Origin of the sequence: Bdellovibrio sp. HCB274 (assembly GCF_047306075.1) — a bacterium.
In the GTDB taxonomy this organism is placed as follows: Bacteria; Bdellovibrionota; Bdellovibrionia; order Bdellovibrionales; family Bdellovibrionaceae; genus Bdellovibrio.
In genome coordinates this window covers 2,164,049-2,181,391 of the sequence record NZ_CP178623.1, presented here as the reverse complement: position 1 = coordinate 2,181,391, position 17,343 = coordinate 2,164,049, and the positions used below count along the sequence as shown (strand labels likewise).

Here is a 17,343-nt window from a genome sequence, read left to right as displayed (position 1 = left end):
TTGGTGAAACGTGTTTGATGCATGGCGCATTCGCCATTTCTAAGGTCCTGAAAGAGTGCAAGATCGGGGAAAACCTGATAAATCTTAAGGACCTATGACGAATGCAAACACATCCAAAACGACTCCATATAGCGCTGTAAAACCTGATGTCCAACTTGCCAAGCAAGAAGAAGGCATTCTTGATTTCTGGGATCAGCAAAAAATTTTCCAACAGACTCTGGATCCTAAGGGTAAAAAAACTTACAGCTTTTACGACGGTCCTCCGTTTGCGACAGGTCTTCCTCACTACGGACATTTGCTTGCCGGTGTTTTAAAGGACGTTGTTCCTCGTTACTGGACAATGAAGGGCTACACAGTGCCTCGTCGTTTCGGTTGGGACTGCCACGGTCTTCCGGTTGAGTATGAAATCAACAAGACTCACAAAATCGAATCCCGCAAAGACGTTTTCAAAATGGGTGTGGCCGAGTACAACGACGCCTGTCGCTCGATTGTAAAACGTTACTCCACAGAGTGGAAAACCACTGTACGCCGCGTAGGTCGTTGGGTGGACATGGAAAATCCATACTTCACGATGGACGTGTCTTTCATGCAGTCGGTATGGTGGGTGTTCCAAGAGCTTTTCAAAAAAGGCTTGATCTATGAAGGTTACAAAGTTGTTCCTTACTCTGTAGGGATCTCGACGTCGCTTTCAAACTTCGAAGCGAATCAAAACTATAAAATGGTTCAAGACCCTGCGATCACGGTGATGTTTAAACTCATCAACCAACCTGATACGGCTGTGATGGCTTGGACGACGACTCCTTGGACTCTTCCATCGAACATGGCTTTGGCTGTGGGCCTGGAGATGGACTACGTAAAAGTTCAAGAAAAAGCGACAGGTCGTAAGTTGATCTTGGCGCAAGCGTTGCTTCCATCTGTATTTAAGAAACCAGATGAAGAAGTTGAAGTTCTTCAAATGATGAAGGGGACGGAGCTTGTAGGTTTGACGTACGAACCTCTATTCCCATATTTCGGCGATCGCGCTGATAAGGGTGCTTTCCGTATTATCTCTTCTGAGCACGTGACGACTGAATCCGGTACGGGTGTTGTTCACATGGCACCAGCGTTCGGTGAGGAAGACTACTATGCTTGTGCTAAAGCTGGCATCCCATTGGTAAACCCAGTGGATGACGATGGTATGTTCACCGCAGAGGTTTCTGATTACGCTGGTAAGCGTGTGAAGGAAGCTGACAAAGACATCATCGCGGCTTTGAAAGCAAAAGGGAACTTGTTCAAACAAGATACTATCCAACATAGTTATCCATACTGCTACCGTTCAGACACTCCGCTAATTTATCGTGCGGTTTCTTCCTGGTTTGTTTCTGTTGAAAAAATCAAAGAGCAATTGATCGCGAACAACAAGCAAACACAATGGGTTCCAGATCATCTTCGTGATGGTCGTTTCGGCAACTGGTTGGAAGGCGCTCGTGACTGGGCGATCTCTCGTAACCGTTTCTGGGGTACACCACTTCCTATCTGGAGAAATACAGAAGGAGAAGTGATGTGTATCGGTTCTCGCGCGGAGCTTGAAAAACTATCTGGCCAAAAAGTTGAAGATCTTCATATCGAGTTCGTGGATAAAATCACGATCCCATCTCCAACTGGTAAATCTCCGCTTAAACGTGTTGATGGTGTTTTGGACTGCTGGTTTGAGTCTGGCTCCATGCCGTACGCTCAATGGGGTTTCCCTGATGCGAACGTTGAAGAGTTTAAAAAAGCCTTCCCGGCGGATTTCATCGCTGAAGGTTTGGACCAAACTCGCGGTTGGTTCTATACTTTGTCGATCATCGGTACCGCTTTGTTCAACCAGGCTCCATTCAAAAACGTTGTTGTGAATGGTTTGGTATTGGCTGAAGACGGTCGCAAGATGTCCAAGTCTTTGAAAAACTATCCTGATCCGATGGAAGTATTGAATCAGCATGGTGCAGATGCATTGCGCTTGTACTTGATTGATTCTCCAGTGGTGAAAGCTCAGGAATTGAAATTTTCTGAAAAAGGCGTTTACGATATCGTTCGTAAGATCCTTCTTCGTTGGTGGAACTCTTATTCATTCTTTGCGAACTATGCCAACATCGATGGCTTTGTTCCCAAAGGTGATGCCAAGAAATCTCCAAACATCCTGGATCAGTGGGTGCTTTCCCGTTTGAACGGTTTGATTGCGAACACTCACAAAGAGATGGACGCTTATCGCTTGTACAACGTTGTGCCTCACTTGCTTCAGTTCATCGAGGACCTAACGAATACATACATCCGCTTCAACCGTTCTTTGTTCTGGCAAGAAGGCATGCCGGAAACGAAACGTTATGCTTACGAGACTTTACATGAAGTGCTTGTGACGTTGTCACGTTTGATGGCGCCATTTGCTCCGTTCATGTCGGAAGTTACTTACAAAAACTTGTCGCAAGTTCTTCCGAACAAAAAAGATTCAGTTCACTTGGAAAGCTTCCCACCAGAAGACCTTTCTATGCTTCGCCCAGAGCTTGAAGAAGCTGTAAAGGCGATGGATACATTGGTAACCCTTGGTCGTAACCACCGTGAAAAAATCGGTGTTAAAGCGAAAATCCCATTGAACGAAATCAAAATCATCCACAGAAGTGCGGCGTTGCTTGAAACTTTGAAAAAGTTCGAACCGTTCTTCGTTGATGAGTTGAATTTCCGTAAAGTCGTTTACAACTCTAACGAAGACCAATTCGTTCAAGTCACTGCCAAGGCCAACTTCCCAGTATTGGGTAAACGCTTGGGGCCTAAGATGAAATCAGTGGGTGCAGGCATTATGGCCTTGCCACTTGAAAGCATCTTAAAACTTGAAACAGGTGGTTCTGTCACGGTTGACGGCGAAGAGATCACATTGGCTGACGTTGAAATCCGCAGAGCCCCTAAAGGCGGCAACGCGAACCTTTCAGTGCACCAAGTGGTATCGATCGAAGTGGACCCAACAGTCACGCCTGAACAAGAGCGTGAAGGTTTGGCTCGCGAAATCATGCGTAAAATCCAAGTGGCCCGCAAAACCGCAGACTTCAAGCTAGATGACAAAATCACTCTAGAAATCGCCTGCGACGGCGCCTTGCTTGACGCTTTGAACGCGCACAAGGACATGATCACTTCCGAAACTTTGACTCACACGTTGAATATCCTGCCTCTAACTGGAATGCCAAAAGGTGCCCACGTAGACGACAGCGATATCGACGGTGAAAAAATTAAAATCGGCGTGCAAAACTAAAAGGTGCCAGGTCCTGTTTACGTATGCAGTGTGTAATATCACTGCTTATGGTGGGACCCGACACGGTTTTAAATGCAACGCACACGTAAACAGGACCTGGCACCTAATGAAAAAGCATGGCGAGAAATTTGAATTTTCAGCGATCGGGTATGTGCAAACGCCCTTTCATGATAAGTTCGGAATTCCTCGCCAACCGGGGCTTGCGAATCCTGCTAAGGGGATTATCAAGCTTCTGCCGGATCCTGATTTGTTAACTGCGATCCGGAGTCTCGAAGAGTTTTCTCATCTTTGGATTGTTTTTGTTTTTCATGAACATGGTGGCAAAAACTGGAAGCCCAGTATTCGTCCACCGCGTTTGGGAGGCAATCGCAAGGTTGGCGTGCTGGCTTCGCGTTCTCCGCATCGTCCGAATCCTATTGGGATGTCCGCGGTAAAAATTGAAAAGACCGATTTCGATGCCAAAGGTGGGCCGGAAATTCACGTGCATGGTGTGGACCTGCTTGATGGAACTCCAGTTCTGGATATTAAGCCGTACATTCCCTATGCAGACTCGATTCCTGAGGCGAATGCCGGGTGGGCGAGTGATCCTATCGAACGCACTGATGTGGTGTTTTCAGACGAGGCGGAAGCAGAAATTAAAAAGCGCGATCCTAAAAACGAAAACAACCTTCGTAATTTGATCATCAGTATTTTAGAGTTGGACCCTCGTCCTGCTTTCCAAAAACGGCAGGACCCGATAACGGCTCCAGAGAGCTGGGGACAGCGCTACGGCTTCGACATCCTTGGATGTGACGTAAAATATGAACTGCGCGAAGGACACTTTTTCGTTCACGCGATTATAGACTTGAAATAGCGCCTCGAACTTCAGCAAAATAAGGACTCATCACAAGCTAAGGAGTCTCCTTTGAAACTAAAAGGTGCGATCAATTTCCGCGACCTGGGCGGGCATGTTTCCGTTCAAGGTCACAAGTTAAAACCTGGGCAATTCTTCCGTTCCGGGGCTTTAAATAAACTCACCAGTGAAGACGTGATCCTTCTGCAAACTCAAGTGGGGCATGTGATAGATTTCCGCGATCCCTCTGAAGCCCAGCACGATAAGGATGTTTTGTGGGAGGGCGTCGCTTACGAAAACTGCCCCGCCAATCCTGTCGCTTACCGAATGAGTGCTAACTTAGGTTCTTTCTTTACCAAAGAGCACCTGGAAAATATTCCTCCGCAGTACATGGAAAAGCTTTATCGGACTTTGCCTTTTGATAACCAGGCCTATCACCGCATGTTCGCAGTGCTGGATGAAATGCAGGGAACAAAAGGTATGCTTCAGCACTGTGCCGTTGGTAAAGATCGCACAGGTGTGGGAACTGCTTTGATGTTGATCGGTTTGGGTGTGGATGAGAACCAGGTGATGCAGGATTACCTGGCAACTCAGACGGGGCTTGAGCCTTTCCGTAATAACTTAATGACCCAGTTTCAGGGCATTCTTTCGGGTAAAGCCATGGAAGGATTTCAATACATGATGGGAGCCCACGAGAGCTTCCTTGGCGCCGCCCTGGAGGAAATGAAATCCAAATCCGGGAGCGTTCAGAAATTTTTACTTAGCGAGTATGGCGTAACCGACCAGCGCAGGGCCAAATGGCAGCAAAAGTTCTTTGAACCCTAAAGACCTTTGAATCCTAAGGGACGTTATGGGATAACCGGGCCACTTAAATGAGGTTTTCCCATGGCGTCTTTGTCCGAGCAAATCGACACAGCTTTTGATCTTAGTTATCTTAGTTTTCCAAAATACCCAGCTACAGAAATCAAGTCCATCGGAATTCTGGGCGGCGGAACAGCCGGTTACCTTGCAGCCTTGGCGCTAAAAAAACTGCATCCAAAAATTCAAACGTCCGTTATTGAATCCAGCAAAATTCCCGTGATCGGGGTGGGCGAGTCCACAACCACAGAAATCGTGCCTTTTCTGCACAGAACATTGGGCATTGATCCTCAGGAGTTCTTCCAGGCGGTAAAGCCGACAATTAAATTGGGCATTCGTTTTGATTGGGGCTGTCCAGGGGATTATCACTTTAACTTTAACTTCTTTGCAGGTCACCAGCAGGAAAGCTACTACTACGAAGACCATATCAATCATGCCAACTGGGCCTCTGTGTTGATGGATAATCATAAGATTCCCGTAGTGCGCGAGAAAAACGGGGAGATGATTTCCCTGCTTCAAAGCATTCCATTTTCTTACCACATCGATAACAAGAATCTGATCGGTTACCTAAACAAGGTGGTTAAGCAACGCCAGATCCCAATCATCGATGCGGTGGTTGAGAATGTTCACCTTGATGACAATGACTTTGTCACTTCCATCGAAACTGATGATGGCAAGAAGCACTCCTTTGATTTGTACATCGATTGCTCGGGTTTCCGTTCGCGTATTTTGGGACAAGCTCTTAAGACCGAGTTTATTCCATTTACTTCAACACTAAGAAACAACCGTGCTCTGACTTTTGATACTCCTAACAACAACGACATTCGTCCTTACACGCAGTGTACGACGATGCCAAACGGTTGGGCCTGGACAATTCCAATGCGTGGTGAAAATCACCATGGTTATGTGCACTCAACAGCTTACTGTGATGAAGCTCAAGCGCTTAAAGAAGCTCGCGAAAGATTCGGTCATTTTGAAAACTACAAAATGGTAGAGTTCCGCACAGGTCGCCACAAAAAAGCCTGGAATAAAAACGTCTTCGGTTTGGGCAACGCTTATGGATTTGTCGAGCCACTTGAATCCACAGCGATTCAAACAGCGGTTCACAGTATCATGACGTTGTGTAAGCTTATGCCGAACAATCACCAGGATAGCTCCAGCATCGCAGCTATCAATCAGGAAATCGCGGCAACGTGGGATACCTTCCGTTGGTTCCTGGCTGTGCACTATAAATATAACAAGCAAATGGACACGAAGTACTGGCAGGACTGTCGCGCTAACACCGAAATGGGCGATGCTCAAATGGTGGTGGATCTATTTAATCAGCGCGCTCCATTAAGTGCGAGCAACCTGGGAACGAACTCTCCCTATACGGCCTGTGAAGCGCTGGTATTTAATAGCTATAGCTACGATACGTTGCTTTATGGTCAAAAGGTTCTGAATCGCCCTCCAATGCGTCCTAAAATGTCTAAGGAAGAGTATGTACAGCGCACGTTGTCTTACCAGGAGCTGACTAAAAAGGCCCTGACACTGCATGAGCTGTTTGCTGAGGACTATTTAATTGAAGGTGGCCTGCTGGAGCAGCTTTTTGAAGACCAAGACACCTGGATTGTTGAAACAGAAGCTTAAATTTTTAACGACTTTTTGGATGGGGTGAGGTATGGATGCCCCATCAAAACAAAGGATAAAACATGAAATCTGCAGTTATCGCATTAACTCTTCTTATTTCCTCCGTTTCTTTCGCTGACGAGCGCGTGTTTGATTGCGCTGTAACTCAGTTGAATAAAAATGCTGAAATCCCTGCTGAAGTGGATCTTAAAAACAATCCACAAGTTTTGTTCCGCCACGGTTTGAAGCAATGGTCTTTGCAAGTGGGCAGTCTGAAACTGGACACTCGTGATTTGACGGGTCCTGCTTTGTGGCTGGATATCGATTCAACTCCAAACTCTGTTGAGTACATTTTCTCTGTTGAAGGTTCCACAGAGTTCGAACTTTCTGTAAACGTAAAAGACCACTCTGCACAGCTTTACTACTGGGGCTTGGGTGAAAAAACGACTGTTGGCAGCTTCGCTTGTGAAGTGATCGAGCAGTAATAAATACGGACCCCGTCCAAATGAAAAAGGCTTCTGAAAAACAGAAGCCTTTTTTTATTTCTGAGCCTGTTACTTGCGAGTGACCTTGTCGTCAAAAACTGCGTCTTCCAGGTCCCACCACTGATATTTGAAAAATGAAACCGCGCGAATTTGCGGAAACTTGGCGGCAAGGTTCGTAAAGACATCCCGGTACTCGGCCTCAGTCCAATCGTGATCAAATGTAGGCACCACTTTCTTGCCATTCGCTTTTGCCACTACTTGCGGAATGATTGTATTATAGATCCAACTCATTGGTTTTCCGAAGTCATCCGCATAGGCCATCGGTGCTAAGAAATCCAAGTACGGTGAAAGCTTCGCTGCATCCTGACCCACTTCCAGGAATTCTGGTGGCAGGATATAGGCACCGATTTCGATGCCAGGTTGAATTTTACGCATCTCAGTTGTGATGCGCGCTGTGAATTGGGCCAGTTGAGTCGTGCGCCAGTCATTCCACTTTTGCAAAGCTGAATTGTAGTTGTTGAAATTGAGCGTTGCAGGGTCCACTCCCGAGTATGCTTTATAAGCAGCACGAGTCGTGTCACTTAAATCCATGTGATAGTCATCAAAGCGGATCCAGTCAAAAACCACGGAATCCACCGAGTACTTCGACATGAACTCCTTGATAATTGAGATTTGATAGTTCTGCACATCTGTGTTTAGCGGATTGATAAAGTATTCGGGCTTGCTTTGGTTAGATCCCGTGTAGCTGACGATCTGACCGTTTATCATTGCTTTCATCGCCCATTCCGGATGTGCAAGGGCCGCTTGCTGATCATGGAACAAAGGCATCCACGCTTTCACGCGCAGACCGCGTTGGCGGGCTCCATTGATAAGTTCTTTAATGACGTCCCAGTTATTATAGCGGGAAGGCCGTGGGGCAATCTGGCTTGGATAAAAGACGCTGCCTGATGGAGTTTCCTCTGGGTCATCTTCGTCCTGCTTAATTTGAATCGAGATGGTGTTAAAGCCACTGTTTTTTACCAGATCCAAAACACGAGCTACGTTAGATGGTTGCTCAAAGTTTCTGAAGGAGCGCACGATGATTTCGCGCTCGTCGAAGTATCTTGAGTTATCCACGGGAAAAATCGGCGCCTTTGGAGGCACCGTCGGATAAGCAGTCGCTGTTGGAGAAGGCGTAGGAGTAACCGTCGGTGACGGGCTGACCGTTGGAGAAGGCGTCGGTGATGGCGTCACCGTAGGTGATGGTGATGGCGTCACCGTAGGTGACGGTGAGACAGTAGGCGAAGGCGACACGGTCGGCGAAGGTGAGACTGTAGGCTTTGGCGTTGGTGTCGCTTCCGCAGAGGAATTATCAGAAGACTGACCTGGAGTCGCGATGGGGAAATTCGATTTCGAACATCCCATCACAAACAATGTAGCGACAAGTGCTAAAGAGTATTTCATGTTTTCCCCTTAAGCTTATTATCGGACACACAAATGAAGGTCGCGACTGATTTATAAGTCTTTTGTCTGAATGTGTTCCAAGTGCGAATTAGGTGAAGATACGTGGAAACAACTGTGAATTCACGTCTCAAATCGTCGCATTTTCTGGTGACTAGATCATAGACACAGCGATGTTTGAAAGTTCAACACCCAAGAGCGAAGTGTTCCGGATTTTCGTTACTGTTTGTTTCGCAGTTCGCGCAAATAAGAAAACTGCGCAATGGATTTGGCCAGTAGGAATGGATTTACATTTAGCTCAACTGCCAGTTTCAAAGGAACAGAGGGCAGATTCATTTCCCGGCGGGTCAGCAATTGGTTCGCATAAAGTTCCAACTCTTCGCTATCCCCAGTGATAGGGGAGTTGTCGAGGTTCGAAAGCATTCGGCAGAAGTTCAAATTGGATTCCGTATATTCGTGCGTGCAATAAACCAATGTTTCGGAAGGAAGTTTTTTGAGTCTCTGCAAACTGTGATAGGCCTGCTCGTAAGTTCCTTCAAAAATTCGCCCACACCCCAAACCAAACAAAACATCGCCCGAAAAAAGCCATTTAAATTTTGGCTCCCAATACGCGATATGCCCCAGTGTGTGGCCGGGAAGTTCCAGGACTTCAAATTCAAACGGACCTATTTTAATTTTCTCACCCTCGGAAAGCCAACTGTCAGCGCTGCCGATTTGTGTGATGTTTTTCTTTGGAGCAAAAATGGGAGCAGGGTGTTCGTTAATCAACGCGCGCACTCCACCAATGTGATCATTGTGGTGATGAGTTAAAAGCACGCCTTTAAGAGATAAGTTATTTTCTTTTAAAAACAGAGAGGTTTTAGCAGCTTCGCCTGGATCCACGACAAGGACCTCTTGATTGTCCTGGTCAATCAAGCAGAAGACATAATTGTCTTCAAAGATTGGAATCAGCTCAACGCGAGGTCTGGTGCCGGCCATGGAGTGCCTCCGCATATTGAATGATGCTGCTTGCAAGATTCTTCTTACTATATTTTTCTATGCCCTCGAGGCCGGGACAAGGGTTTGCCTCTAAAACCAGACTGCCTTTACGCGTTCGCAATAGATCCACACCAGAGACTTGCAGACCCAAAAGCCGAGTGGTCTTTAAAATCAATTCTGATTCTCCAGGTAGAAGCTCGCAGGCCTCAGCGGTGCCGCCCAAAGCCAGATTGCTGCGAAATTCGCCGGGCCGGGCTGTTCGTTTCATCACCGCATGAATCTGATCACCAATAACAAATGCGCGTACATCAGTCCCGAAAGCTTCAGAAAAAAACTCCTGAACAATCAGTTCGCGATCTCCAGTTTTCTGAAAAATCTCAGAAACCTCTTCATCAGAATTCGCCAGAAAAACCCCGTCGCCTTTACTTGATTCCAATTGCTTTACTATGAATGGAAGTGGCAGTTCCCTTTTCGTGCTGCGAGAAACCAGAAAAGTTTCGGGAGTTGCGATTTGATTTGCGTGCAGCGCCTGATAAGTCTGCCACTTGTTGCGAGCCACTGAGTAATATTGAGACGGGTTGAGGGTGGTTGCACCTGTCGTCTCTAAGGCCTTTAAAACTGCCACAGCCTCCGGGAATTGAAAGCTGCTGATGCGGGGAATGATTATGTCTGGCTGGATTTTTAAACGCGCCAGCGGCCATTCGGGATCCCATAGAACGGGAGTATGCTCGCGGGAAACGATTTCCTCGACCAAGCGATGGCTGCTGTAAATTTCAAATTTTCGACTGAGCAGTAGTATTTTGAGATTTAACATAACTGGCCTTGGGGCAAGAGGGATCTTCATCTAGAATTGTAGCTTATATGAAGATTAAAGTCGAACTCGACGGACGTGATTTTATTGAAGTGGATACCGAAGGAGATAATCCTTCGGCACCGGGCAGAGTTTTGAAAGTCTCTCATGTGGGATGTACTGAATTTATGGATATGATTAAAAAAATGCGCCGACATTTCGGTGCGGATATTTCAAAGTGGCCTGTGCCAGAAGGGCAAGATCACAGCAGCTTGTTGTTGCGTGAGATGGTTATGCGTTTGCGTGGTGAGTGGCAGGCAACTGCTCCAGACACGGAAATCTGTCATTGCCGTGGCATTTCTGCGCACACTATTGATCAGGCTATTATTGCGGGAGCTCGTACTCCTGAGGTCGTGACTCGTCAGACATCGGCGAGTGCTCAGTGCGGAACTTGTCGTCCTGAAGTTCACAAAATGATTCAGTATCGTTTGAATCAGCAAAAAGCTTCTTAGATTTATTCTTTCTCGCCATCTTCCTTTGCAGCAACTTTACCGGATAAGTCCTCCTGAATTTTTTCAGGGAATTGACCGGTTTTTAAGTAATGCTCCAGAAGAGGGGCGAGTTTGCGTCGGCAGGAGCCTCCACAAGGGCCAACGCCGGCTGTGGTGGTGTCAAAGATTTCATTCAGGGTCTTGGCCCCATCTGTGATAGCCTTCTCAATGGTCGCGCGGGACACATTGTTGCAGCGGCAGATGATTTCGGCTTTCTTCTTTTGACCCATATGACCTTATGGTACGCCTTAACCAATATGCGGCTCAATGCATTATCTAAATGCATCGCGTCGAGTCTAGGATGGGGTGCGGTTGATAAGTTCGCCGAAGTCCGGTAAAAGTAATGTCCCTTTAACGGTGGAGATAGACATGTCTACAGGTATTAACGACAAACTTCCAATGACAGTTCGCGGAAAAGCTTTGCTGGATGCAGAACTTAAGAAGCTATTGTTAGAGGAAAGACCCACTATCATCGCTGCTATCGAAGAGGCGCGTGCTCAAGGGGATATCTCTGAAAATGCTGAATACGAATCTGCTAAAGAGCGCCAATCCATGATTGAAGGCCGTATTGCTGAAATCCAAGGCAAATTGGCGGGTGCTGAAGTGATCGACGTTTCCGCAATTAAAGCGGACCGTGTTGTATTCGGTGCACACGTAAAAGCTGTAGACACTGAGTCTGAAGAGGAAGTGGCTTACCAAATCGTGGGCGTTGACGAAGCAGACGTTAAAAAAGGCATGATCTCTGTGCTTTCTCCATTGGCGCGTGCGTTGATCGGTAAAAAAGTCGGCGACACTGTAACTGTGCAAAGCCCTAAAGGTGACAAGGAATTCGAAATCCTTCACTTCGAATACAAGTAGTTTCCGCCGTCGCTGAAGCTTTGGCGGACAGGTCCTTTTTTGCTTGGCGAGCATGATCTTTCGATTCAAGATAGGTCATGGATCGTCGCAGTCGCTCTGATAAATATTTGATCTCTGAACAGCCAGGAATGAAAATCCTCTTAACGGGTTTGATCCTGGCTTTTCTTATTGGCTACACCACCAGTTCTTTACTTTCCCCGACGCGAATCAAATCGCAACTGGAAAAAGCCGCCAGCCACATTCATAAAGATATCAAAGTTTCTTTCGACTCTGCCGAGCTAAGTCTTGCCAATGGAATCCTGCCGCGCTTTGCGGTGGTCATTAAGCAGGTGCGCATGGAATCGGATCAGGCCTGCTGGATGGCTCCAGTTTTAGAAATTGATGAAATGCGTTTGCCGCTTTCATTGTGGGGACTGCTGACCAAGCAATCTCCGGTAAAAACCATCAACGCTGACAACGTCGTGCTGACTTTGCGTGGGACCGTAGAGGCCTGTGAAAAAGAAAAACAACAAGCCAACGAAAACAATCATCGTCCCAAAGAAGCCGCTCCTCTGGTCACGCTTTCACCTCTGGAGCAGGCGCAAAAATACCGAAACGACATCAGCAATCTGAACATCACAAGTTTCAAAATTATTTCGGCCCAGTATCCGCAGTATCCCTCGGAGCTTTTAAGTTTCAGAGCCCAGGTAAAATCCTTTGAGCCTCGCATTGTTGAAGTTCATGCAAAGACGAATTTCCTGAAAGATGAAACGGTGGGGGATTACTTGTCCCATGCCAATCTGTTTCTGGAATACAAAGAGATGCCAGAGCAATCCCTGCAGGCGCATTTTTTCGGAAACTGGCGCGAAGGTCACTACAGCGTCATTGCGCACTATTCTTTATTGGATCACATGCTGAATGTCGAAACCGATATGAAGCACATCCCGCTAAGTCAGGTTTTGCAGGTGCTGCAAAAATACGATCTGGTTTCCAAAAAACTGAACGGCAAGCAGGTTTGGTTGTCAGCGAAAGCCCGCATGCGTGGCGAAGCGGAAAAATTGAAATCAGCACCGTTTGAAGTGAAAGATTTCCGTCTGGAAGGTGATCTGGGCGAAATGAGTGTGGAGAGTGCGAACTTTACTTCGGTTGAGCCTTTGCGCTACAAGCCTCTTTTGATTGATATCAAAAATATGCGCATTGATAAGCTGTTGGCGTTTATTAATCGTCCGCAAAAAGCGCGCATCTTTGGTGACCTGGGTTCTTTCACAGGGCAGGCCGAGTTCGTCTCTGAAAAAGAAGTGCGCATGGTGGGCGAGCATCAGGGGTTGCAGTTTATTTTCTCGAATAAAAGCCGCCGCGAAAACCAATTCGTGGATCGCATTGCCGGCGAGATTTCCCTAAAAGGCGACACCTGGAACATCAATGTGAATCGTGCAGAACCTCGCGGTGGAAGTTTCATCGGTGCTATCAAAGTCAAAGCTGACCGGGATTTTAAAGACGTGCAGTTTACTTCTGCGATTGATGAAGTGACTTTGGCACCATCGATTCAATCCCTGATGACCAATGGTGGGGAGATCGGTGTGCTGGGTCTTAATGTTGAAGCCCGCACAACTGACGGCAAAGTTTCCTATGTGCGAGGCACGGCTCAGTTAAACACTTTGGATGTGGAGGGTATGACCTTCGGAAAATCCAAGGCCAAGTTCGACCTTCAGCAAGGGGAAATCCTGATGCATGCCCAGGCGCAAAGCCTGGATGTCGAGGACGAGTCGCCGGGTGCGGAAGTTTTAAAACCGGTCACTCCAAATTCTTGGTGGGTGAATCAGTTATTGTCGATGAAGGATGTGCACGGCGAAGTTCGCTGGAGAAACAATCAAAGTCTGCAGTGGTTAGGACTAGAAGCCAAAGTAGGGAAAGACTCTAAAATTTCCACAACCGGTTCCTGGGATGAGTTTGGAACCCTTAAGGGCAGCGTGCAAACCAAAGACGGCAAAGCCACTCGCAAATTCAAAATTGGTGGCAGTCGTGATCTGCCAACTTTCACAGACGGCGATAAGGCCACGAAATGATTTTTCTCGCACTATTGCTGATAGGTGGATTCGCTTTCATGCTCTATCGGCACCTGTGCTGGAAGGCAGAGCCTTGGCCAAAAAATGCCGTTAGACCGCCACGCCTGCAAGGACATCGTGGTTACTGGCAGGGTGGTGCTAGAGAAAATACGCTGGCGTCATTTAAGGCGGCAAAAGATCGCGGTTTAAAAATGGTCGAAATGGACGTGCGTCTATCCAAGGATGGGCACGTCGTGGTCTTTCATGACGAGGATCTGAAGCGCATCATCGGTGACTCTCGTCGCGTGGAAGATGTCACAGCTGCAGAGCTTGAACAGGTTGCTGCAATTCCAACCCTACGCGAAGTACTGCTAAATCCAAACGTTCCGGATTTTCTTAATATTGAACTTAAAACCAACAAGGCCACTGATCACAGACTGGAAGAAAAAGTGGCGCGCCTAGTGCGCGAAACGGATTCCTTTCAACGAATTTTGTTTTCAAGCTTTAATCCCTTGGCCGTGCGCGAGCTTCATCGTCTATTGCCACAAGTTCCACGCGCACTTTTGGCGACCAAAGAAAAGGATCCAGCCAACCGCTGGTATTTGAAACTGCTGCTGTTCGCACCTTATATCCACGCCAACATTTTACATCTGGATCATCGCTACGTGAGCACCGAGGAGCTGCGCCGTTGGATTAAACGGGGAGTACCAGTCAGCTTTTGGACTGTGAATGACTCCGCCCGCGCGGAAGAGCTGTTAGCAAATGGCGCCCAAAGCATCATCTCCGACACGCTTAATTAATAGTCTTACACGATTGTTTAAGGTTATTTTAAAAGAAGATCAAGTACCGCGATTGTAAACGTGGTGCTCGTGACCATCATGGCACCCATTATTTTAAGATTTCGAGTGCTTTCGTTGTGGATCTCAGAGCGTACATCAGCGAGTCCCTTCGCCATCTCAGCGCGGACATCGGTTAATTCCTTTGATATCTCTGCCTTCATGAGGGCTAGATCTTGTTTTGTTGCTACGCCGTCCACAACCATCTCCGCAATAATATTAACTTGAGCTTCGGCCTGTTCACGGGACATTCCCGCAGCCTCTAGCCTTTTAGCATACATCAGCGTATCAAACATTTCTATTTCTCCTGTGAAAACTTTCAAAATGCCAGTTTCAAGTTCTATGCACATGGAGGTATTTTGAAATGTCTCAGGATGAGATAGCGAGCGGGCTTCGGACGCTATGGATTCAACTCCATCGTCATTGGATAGCAACTCACTTTGGATCCACCGATTTCAACTGTCTTCATCGGAGCAGAGTCAGCAAATCCCATTTTCTGGTAAAAGGAATGAGCCGTCAAAGTTGCTTCAAGCTTAATTGTGACCACGGCAGCTTTGGAGGCTTCCTCGATCATTTTCGAAACCAACTTCCTGCCGTTGTTTTTGCTAAGCGCCTTGGGTGTTAGATAAAGACCGTGCACATGGGCCAGCGAGACACCATCGCGCTCGTAAATTTGCAGGTGTCCGTAACCTTCAATCTTATCGTCACTCTCAACAACCCAGAGGCAGTGATTCTTGATGGCATTATGTCGATTCTCTTCATTAAAAGGTCTGTTGCCCCAACCCTGAATTTCTTCAGGTGAATGATCTTTAGAGCAAACCTCGCGAATGGATTGCATGTGTGCTTCATGAATTCCTGCGGCATCTTCCAGGCGGGCTCTTCTGATATTGAACTCATGATAGTTGTTTCTTTTTAAAATTCTCACACCTAAGTTTCTGCCCAGGTAAGAACCAAAGTAAAGACGCAGTTCAAAAAAAAGCCTTCTGATATTACCCAGAAGGCTTTTGAGGGATTAAATTTTGGGAACCGTTAGAAGCAATTGCGACCCTGGTATTTGCAGTCAAGAACCACGGCATTTTTGTCGATATAAACCTCCCATTGAGGCTGGTAAGTGCGAACATTACCGTGACTGTCCTTTAAGTCCTTTTCAACTGCCAAGCGAATCAAACGGCTGCCAGCAGGTGATGGTTCAAACGTTTCGTCAGTGCCGGACATGTACCACCATCTGGTCGGGATTTCGACGTTGCCATATTTCAGTTGTACGGGCTTGTCATCTTTCGAACTTTGGAAACGGGTGATTTCACCTTTTTCATTCAGGACTATAAGCGCAGCAGGAATCTCGACGTCCTGACCATCAACATTGAAGCGCATAGTTTTTTTGGTGCTGAAGGAGTTGAAATAGTATTTTCCCTGCCCATACCAGTCGACAGAAGAGATCGGGATCCACTTGTTCTGAACAAAAGCCTGAGCATTGGTCATCCACAGGGCATACTCGATACGACCTATTTTATCAAAACCTGTGTTCGTTTTTTCGAAAACCAGTTTTACATCTTTATCCTGGTAAGTGCCATCCCCCGTACAGCGGGAGATCGTCCCATCTTCATGCAAGCTTACAAGCCCTCTGCAATTTTTCATCGCATGACCCATCGGTGGCAGCATGTAGTCCACATGGAAGTTCAGAATGCGAAGGTCTCGGGTGATTGCAAGTGTCGACCAGATGCGGATTGGAGGTCTGCTGTCTCCGTCGATTTTAGAATCCAGTCGCTCTGGTTGGCATTCCCACAATTCATAGCATTCTTTGTTTCGGGGGTACCAAGGATAGAGTTCTTTGTTCGAAGGAAGAAGATTGGTCAAAAATCTAATTTCATGCCCTTGGTACTTCATTTCATTGACGCCAATTTGCTCCAACCAATCGGCCGCGTGAGGAATAGTGAATCCATTTTCTGTTTTCTTGTACGGGCCAAAGACGATAAAGCGAGTGTTCGTATTGGTTTTTGGATCGACCAGATTGAAATACTGTTTTTTCTCCTGAGCCAATGGTGACCAGTAAGGCAGGACAAAGCCTTTTACGAACCATTCCTTGCCGCTTCTAGCGAAGGTTGGCATTTCCCGGCGGGCACACTGGTGGAGAGTACCGTCCACAAAACCTGGGCGGCAGATCGCGAAATTGAAATCCTCAAAATCGACGTCAGCGATAAAGTCTTTCATAAGGTTGAAATACTCCGCCTGGTTCATGCCTGCAGTGACATTAGCCCATAATGCTGAATTGATAAAACGGGTCGTCGCCGACGTGTTGATGCCAACCAGAATCTGCTCGCGATAAATGATCTCATGCAAAACCAGGGCAGCCTGATTTGTCAGATCCATTTTCTCCCAAAGATCGTTATTAATTAGATAACGAGCATCCTGACTGGTTAGTGGAACTCGTTGAGTCGCCACCTGTTGAACTTTACAGTTTTCAGGATAGGAAGGGTGATCTGAATCCGGAATGTCGATCAATTCCTGCCCTTTGATGAAACGAGTTTCACCAAGAAAGGTTGCAAGGAAACCTTTATAGCGCTCGTAGCGCGTCGGATTTACGTTTTTAATTCGTTCGATCACCAGACCTGCTAGTGTTACAGGATCTTTGGCTCCAGCCGGAACCTGCGGTATCCAGCCGCGCAGAAGTTGCGCCTCGTAAAGATCCACGACCTTCATGTTTTGAGGATTTGCAGAATCGGTACAGACGACAATTTTGCCACCATTTCCAATAACCTTGGCGTTACCATAAGCGGTGGAGGTCGAGCCCAGTAAAATGAAAGCAAGTGATTTTAAAAGTTTCATT

16 protein-coding genes are annotated in these 17,343 nt (G+C 46.9%); 9 read left to right on the top strand and 7 right to left on the bottom strand.

Going from position 1 to position 17,343, the window contains the following annotated elements; translation table 11 throughout:
- Positions 1-94: 94 nt before the first annotated feature.
- The 5 genes from ileS (at position 95) to ACLWNV_RS10625 (ending at position 7,042) form a co-directional block, all read left to right on the top strand.
- Positions 95-3,259: an isoleucine--tRNA ligase gene (gene ileS / locus ACLWNV_RS10645; protein WP_413584394.1), complete on the top strand. Its 3,165-nt coding sequence runs from the start codon at positions 95-97 to the stop codon at positions 3,257-3,259.
- 106 nt (positions 3,260-3,365) lie between these two features.
- Positions 3,366-4,112, top strand: coding sequence for a tRNA (N6-threonylcarbamoyladenosine(37)-N6)-methyltransferase TrmO (gene tsaA / locus ACLWNV_RS10640; RefSeq protein WP_413584393.1), 747 nt, complete (start codon positions 3,366-3,368; stop codon positions 4,110-4,112).
- 51 nt (positions 4,113-4,163) lie between these two features.
- Positions 4,164-4,916 carry a tyrosine-protein phosphatase gene (locus ACLWNV_RS10635; protein WP_413584392.1) on the top strand — a complete coding sequence of 251 codons (753 nt, stop codon included), beginning with the start codon at positions 4,164-4,166 and terminating at the stop codon, positions 4,914-4,916.
- Positions 4,917-4,976: 60 nt separating this feature from the next.
- Positions 4,977-6,578 carry a tryptophan halogenase family protein gene (locus tag ACLWNV_RS10630; protein ID WP_413584390.1) on the top strand — a complete coding sequence of 534 codons (1,602 nt, stop codon included), beginning with the start codon at positions 4,977-4,979 and terminating at the stop codon, positions 6,576-6,578.
- 62 nt (positions 6,579-6,640) lie between these two features.
- Positions 6,641-7,042, top strand: a complete 402-nt coding sequence (locus ACLWNV_RS10625; protein ID WP_413584389.1) for a hypothetical protein — start codon at positions 6,641-6,643, stop codon at positions 7,040-7,042.
- A 69-nt stretch (positions 7,043-7,111) separates the two neighbouring features.
- Here the strand turns inward: ACLWNV_RS10625 and ACLWNV_RS10620 are convergent, their stop codons facing one another.
- From ACLWNV_RS10620 to ACLWNV_RS10610, 3 genes are all read right to left on the bottom strand, one after another.
- Positions 7,112-8,485: a putative glycoside hydrolase gene (locus ACLWNV_RS10620; protein ID WP_413584388.1), complete on the bottom strand. Its 1,374-nt coding sequence runs from the start codon at positions 8,483-8,485 to the stop codon at positions 7,112-7,114.
- A 216-nt stretch (positions 8,486-8,701) separates the two neighbouring features.
- Positions 8,702-9,460, bottom strand: a complete 759-nt coding sequence (gene gloB, locus ACLWNV_RS10615) for a hydroxyacylglutathione hydrolase (RefSeq protein WP_413584387.1) — start codon at positions 9,458-9,460, stop codon at positions 8,702-8,704.
- Positions 9,435-10,304 (bottom strand): ATP-grasp domain-containing protein, encoded by an 870-nt coding sequence (locus tag ACLWNV_RS10610; RefSeq protein ID WP_413584386.1) that lies wholly within the window; start codon positions 10,302-10,304, stop codon positions 9,435-9,437. Before ACLWNV_RS10610 ends, gloB begins: the two co-directional genes overlap by 26 nt.
- A 17-nt stretch (positions 10,305-10,321) precedes the next feature.
- Here ACLWNV_RS10610 and ACLWNV_RS10605 point away from each other — a divergent pair, with 17 nt between their 5' ends.
- The gene (locus ACLWNV_RS10605) at positions 10,322-10,762 is read left to right on the top strand and encodes a bacterioferritin-associated ferredoxin (protein ID WP_413584385.1); all 441 of its coding nucleotides are present in this window, start codon (positions 10,322-10,324) and stop codon (positions 10,760-10,762) included.
- Positions 10,763-10,764: 2 nt separating this feature from the next.
- On the opposite strand, the gene ACLWNV_RS10600 is transcribed toward ACLWNV_RS10605, so the two are convergent.
- On the bottom strand, positions 10,765-11,031 hold the full coding sequence (locus ACLWNV_RS10600; RefSeq protein ID WP_413584384.1) for a (2Fe-2S)-binding protein: 267 nt from the start codon (positions 11,029-11,031) through the stop codon (positions 10,765-10,767).
- A gap of 139 nt (positions 11,032-11,170) precedes the next feature.
- Here ACLWNV_RS10600 and greA point away from each other — a divergent pair, with 139 nt between their 5' ends.
- The 3 genes from greA to ACLWNV_RS10585 all read left to right on the top strand — a co-directional run bounded on the left by greA (position 11,171) and on the right by ACLWNV_RS10585 (position 14,483).
- Positions 11,171-11,659, top strand: a complete 489-nt coding sequence (gene greA / locus ACLWNV_RS10595) for a transcription elongation factor GreA (RefSeq protein WP_413584383.1) — start codon at positions 11,171-11,173, stop codon at positions 11,657-11,659.
- 77 nt (positions 11,660-11,736) lie between these two features.
- The gene (locus ACLWNV_RS10590; RefSeq protein WP_413584382.1) at positions 11,737-13,704 is read left to right on the top strand and encodes a hypothetical protein; all 1,968 of its coding nucleotides are present in this window, start codon (positions 11,737-11,739) and stop codon (positions 13,702-13,704) included.
- A complete protein-coding gene (locus ACLWNV_RS10585; protein WP_413584381.1) occupies positions 13,701-14,483 on the top strand; it encodes a glycerophosphodiester phosphodiesterase in 783 nt (260 codons plus the stop codon). Before ACLWNV_RS10590 ends, ACLWNV_RS10585 begins: the two co-directional genes overlap by 4 nt.
- 23 nt (positions 14,484-14,506) lie before the next feature.
- Here the strand turns inward: ACLWNV_RS10585 and ACLWNV_RS10580 are convergent, their stop codons facing one another.
- From ACLWNV_RS10580 to ACLWNV_RS10570, 3 genes are all read right to left on the bottom strand, one after another.
- The gene (locus ACLWNV_RS10580) at positions 14,507-14,869 is read right to left on the bottom strand and encodes a hypothetical protein (RefSeq protein WP_413584380.1); all 363 of its coding nucleotides are present in this window, start codon (positions 14,867-14,869) and stop codon (positions 14,507-14,509) included.
- A gap of 50 nt (positions 14,870-14,919) precedes the next feature.
- The gene (locus ACLWNV_RS10575; RefSeq protein ID WP_413584379.1) at positions 14,920-15,444 is read right to left on the bottom strand and encodes a GNAT family N-acetyltransferase; all 525 of its coding nucleotides are present in this window, start codon (positions 15,442-15,444) and stop codon (positions 14,920-14,922) included.
- A gap of 104 nt (positions 15,445-15,548) precedes the next feature.
- The gene (locus ACLWNV_RS10570) at positions 15,549-17,342 is read right to left on the bottom strand and encodes a hypothetical protein (protein ID WP_413584378.1); all 1,794 of its coding nucleotides are present in this window, start codon (positions 17,340-17,342) and stop codon (positions 15,549-15,551) included.
- Position 17,343 lies beyond the last annotated feature (1 nt).

Bases quoted from the DNA above. Each gene is read 5' to 3' on its own strand.
- ileS (WP_413584394.1), top strand. From the start codon at position 95: ATGACGAATGCAAACACATCCAAAACGACTCCATATAGCGCTGTAAAA.
- tsaA (WP_413584393.1), top strand. From the start codon at position 3,366: ATGAAAAAGCATGGCGAGAAATTTGAATTTTCAGCGATCGGGTATGTG.
- ACLWNV_RS10630 (WP_413584390.1), top strand. From the start codon at position 4,977: ATGGCGTCTTTGTCCGAGCAAATCGACACAGCTTTTGATCTTAGTTAT.
- ACLWNV_RS10625 (WP_413584389.1), top strand. From the start codon at position 6,641: ATGAAATCTGCAGTTATCGCATTAACTCTTCTTATTTCCTCCGTTTCT.
- ACLWNV_RS10620 (WP_413584388.1), bottom strand. From the start codon at position 8,485: ATGAAATACTCTTTAGCACTTGTCGCTACATTGTTTGTGATGGGATGT.
- gloB (WP_413584387.1), bottom strand. From the start codon at position 9,460: ATGGCCGGCACCAGACCTCGCGTTGAGCTGATTCCAATCTTTGAAGAC.
- ACLWNV_RS10610 (WP_413584386.1), bottom strand. From the start codon at position 10,304: ATGAAGATCCCTCTTGCCCCAAGGCCAGTTATGTTAAATCTCAAAATA.
- ACLWNV_RS10605 (WP_413584385.1), top strand. From the start codon at position 10,322: ATGAAGATTAAAGTCGAACTCGACGGACGTGATTTTATTGAAGTGGAT.
- ACLWNV_RS10600 (WP_413584384.1), bottom strand. From the start codon at position 11,031: ATGGGTCAAAAGAAGAAAGCCGAAATCATCTGCCGCTGCAACAATGTG.
- greA (WP_413584383.1), top strand. From the start codon at position 11,171: ATGTCTACAGGTATTAACGACAAACTTCCAATGACAGTTCGCGGAAAA.
- ACLWNV_RS10590 (WP_413584382.1), top strand. From the start codon at position 11,737: ATGGATCGTCGCAGTCGCTCTGATAAATATTTGATCTCTGAACAGCCA.
- ACLWNV_RS10585 (WP_413584381.1), top strand. From the start codon at position 13,701: ATGATTTTTCTCGCACTATTGCTGATAGGTGGATTCGCTTTCATGCTC.
- ACLWNV_RS10580 (WP_413584380.1), bottom strand. From the start codon at position 14,869: ATGTGCATAGAACTTGAAACTGGCATTTTGAAAGTTTTCACAGGAGAA.
- ACLWNV_RS10570 (WP_413584378.1), bottom strand. From the start codon at position 17,342: ATGAAACTTTTAAAATCACTTGCTTTCATTTTACTGGGCTCGACCTCC.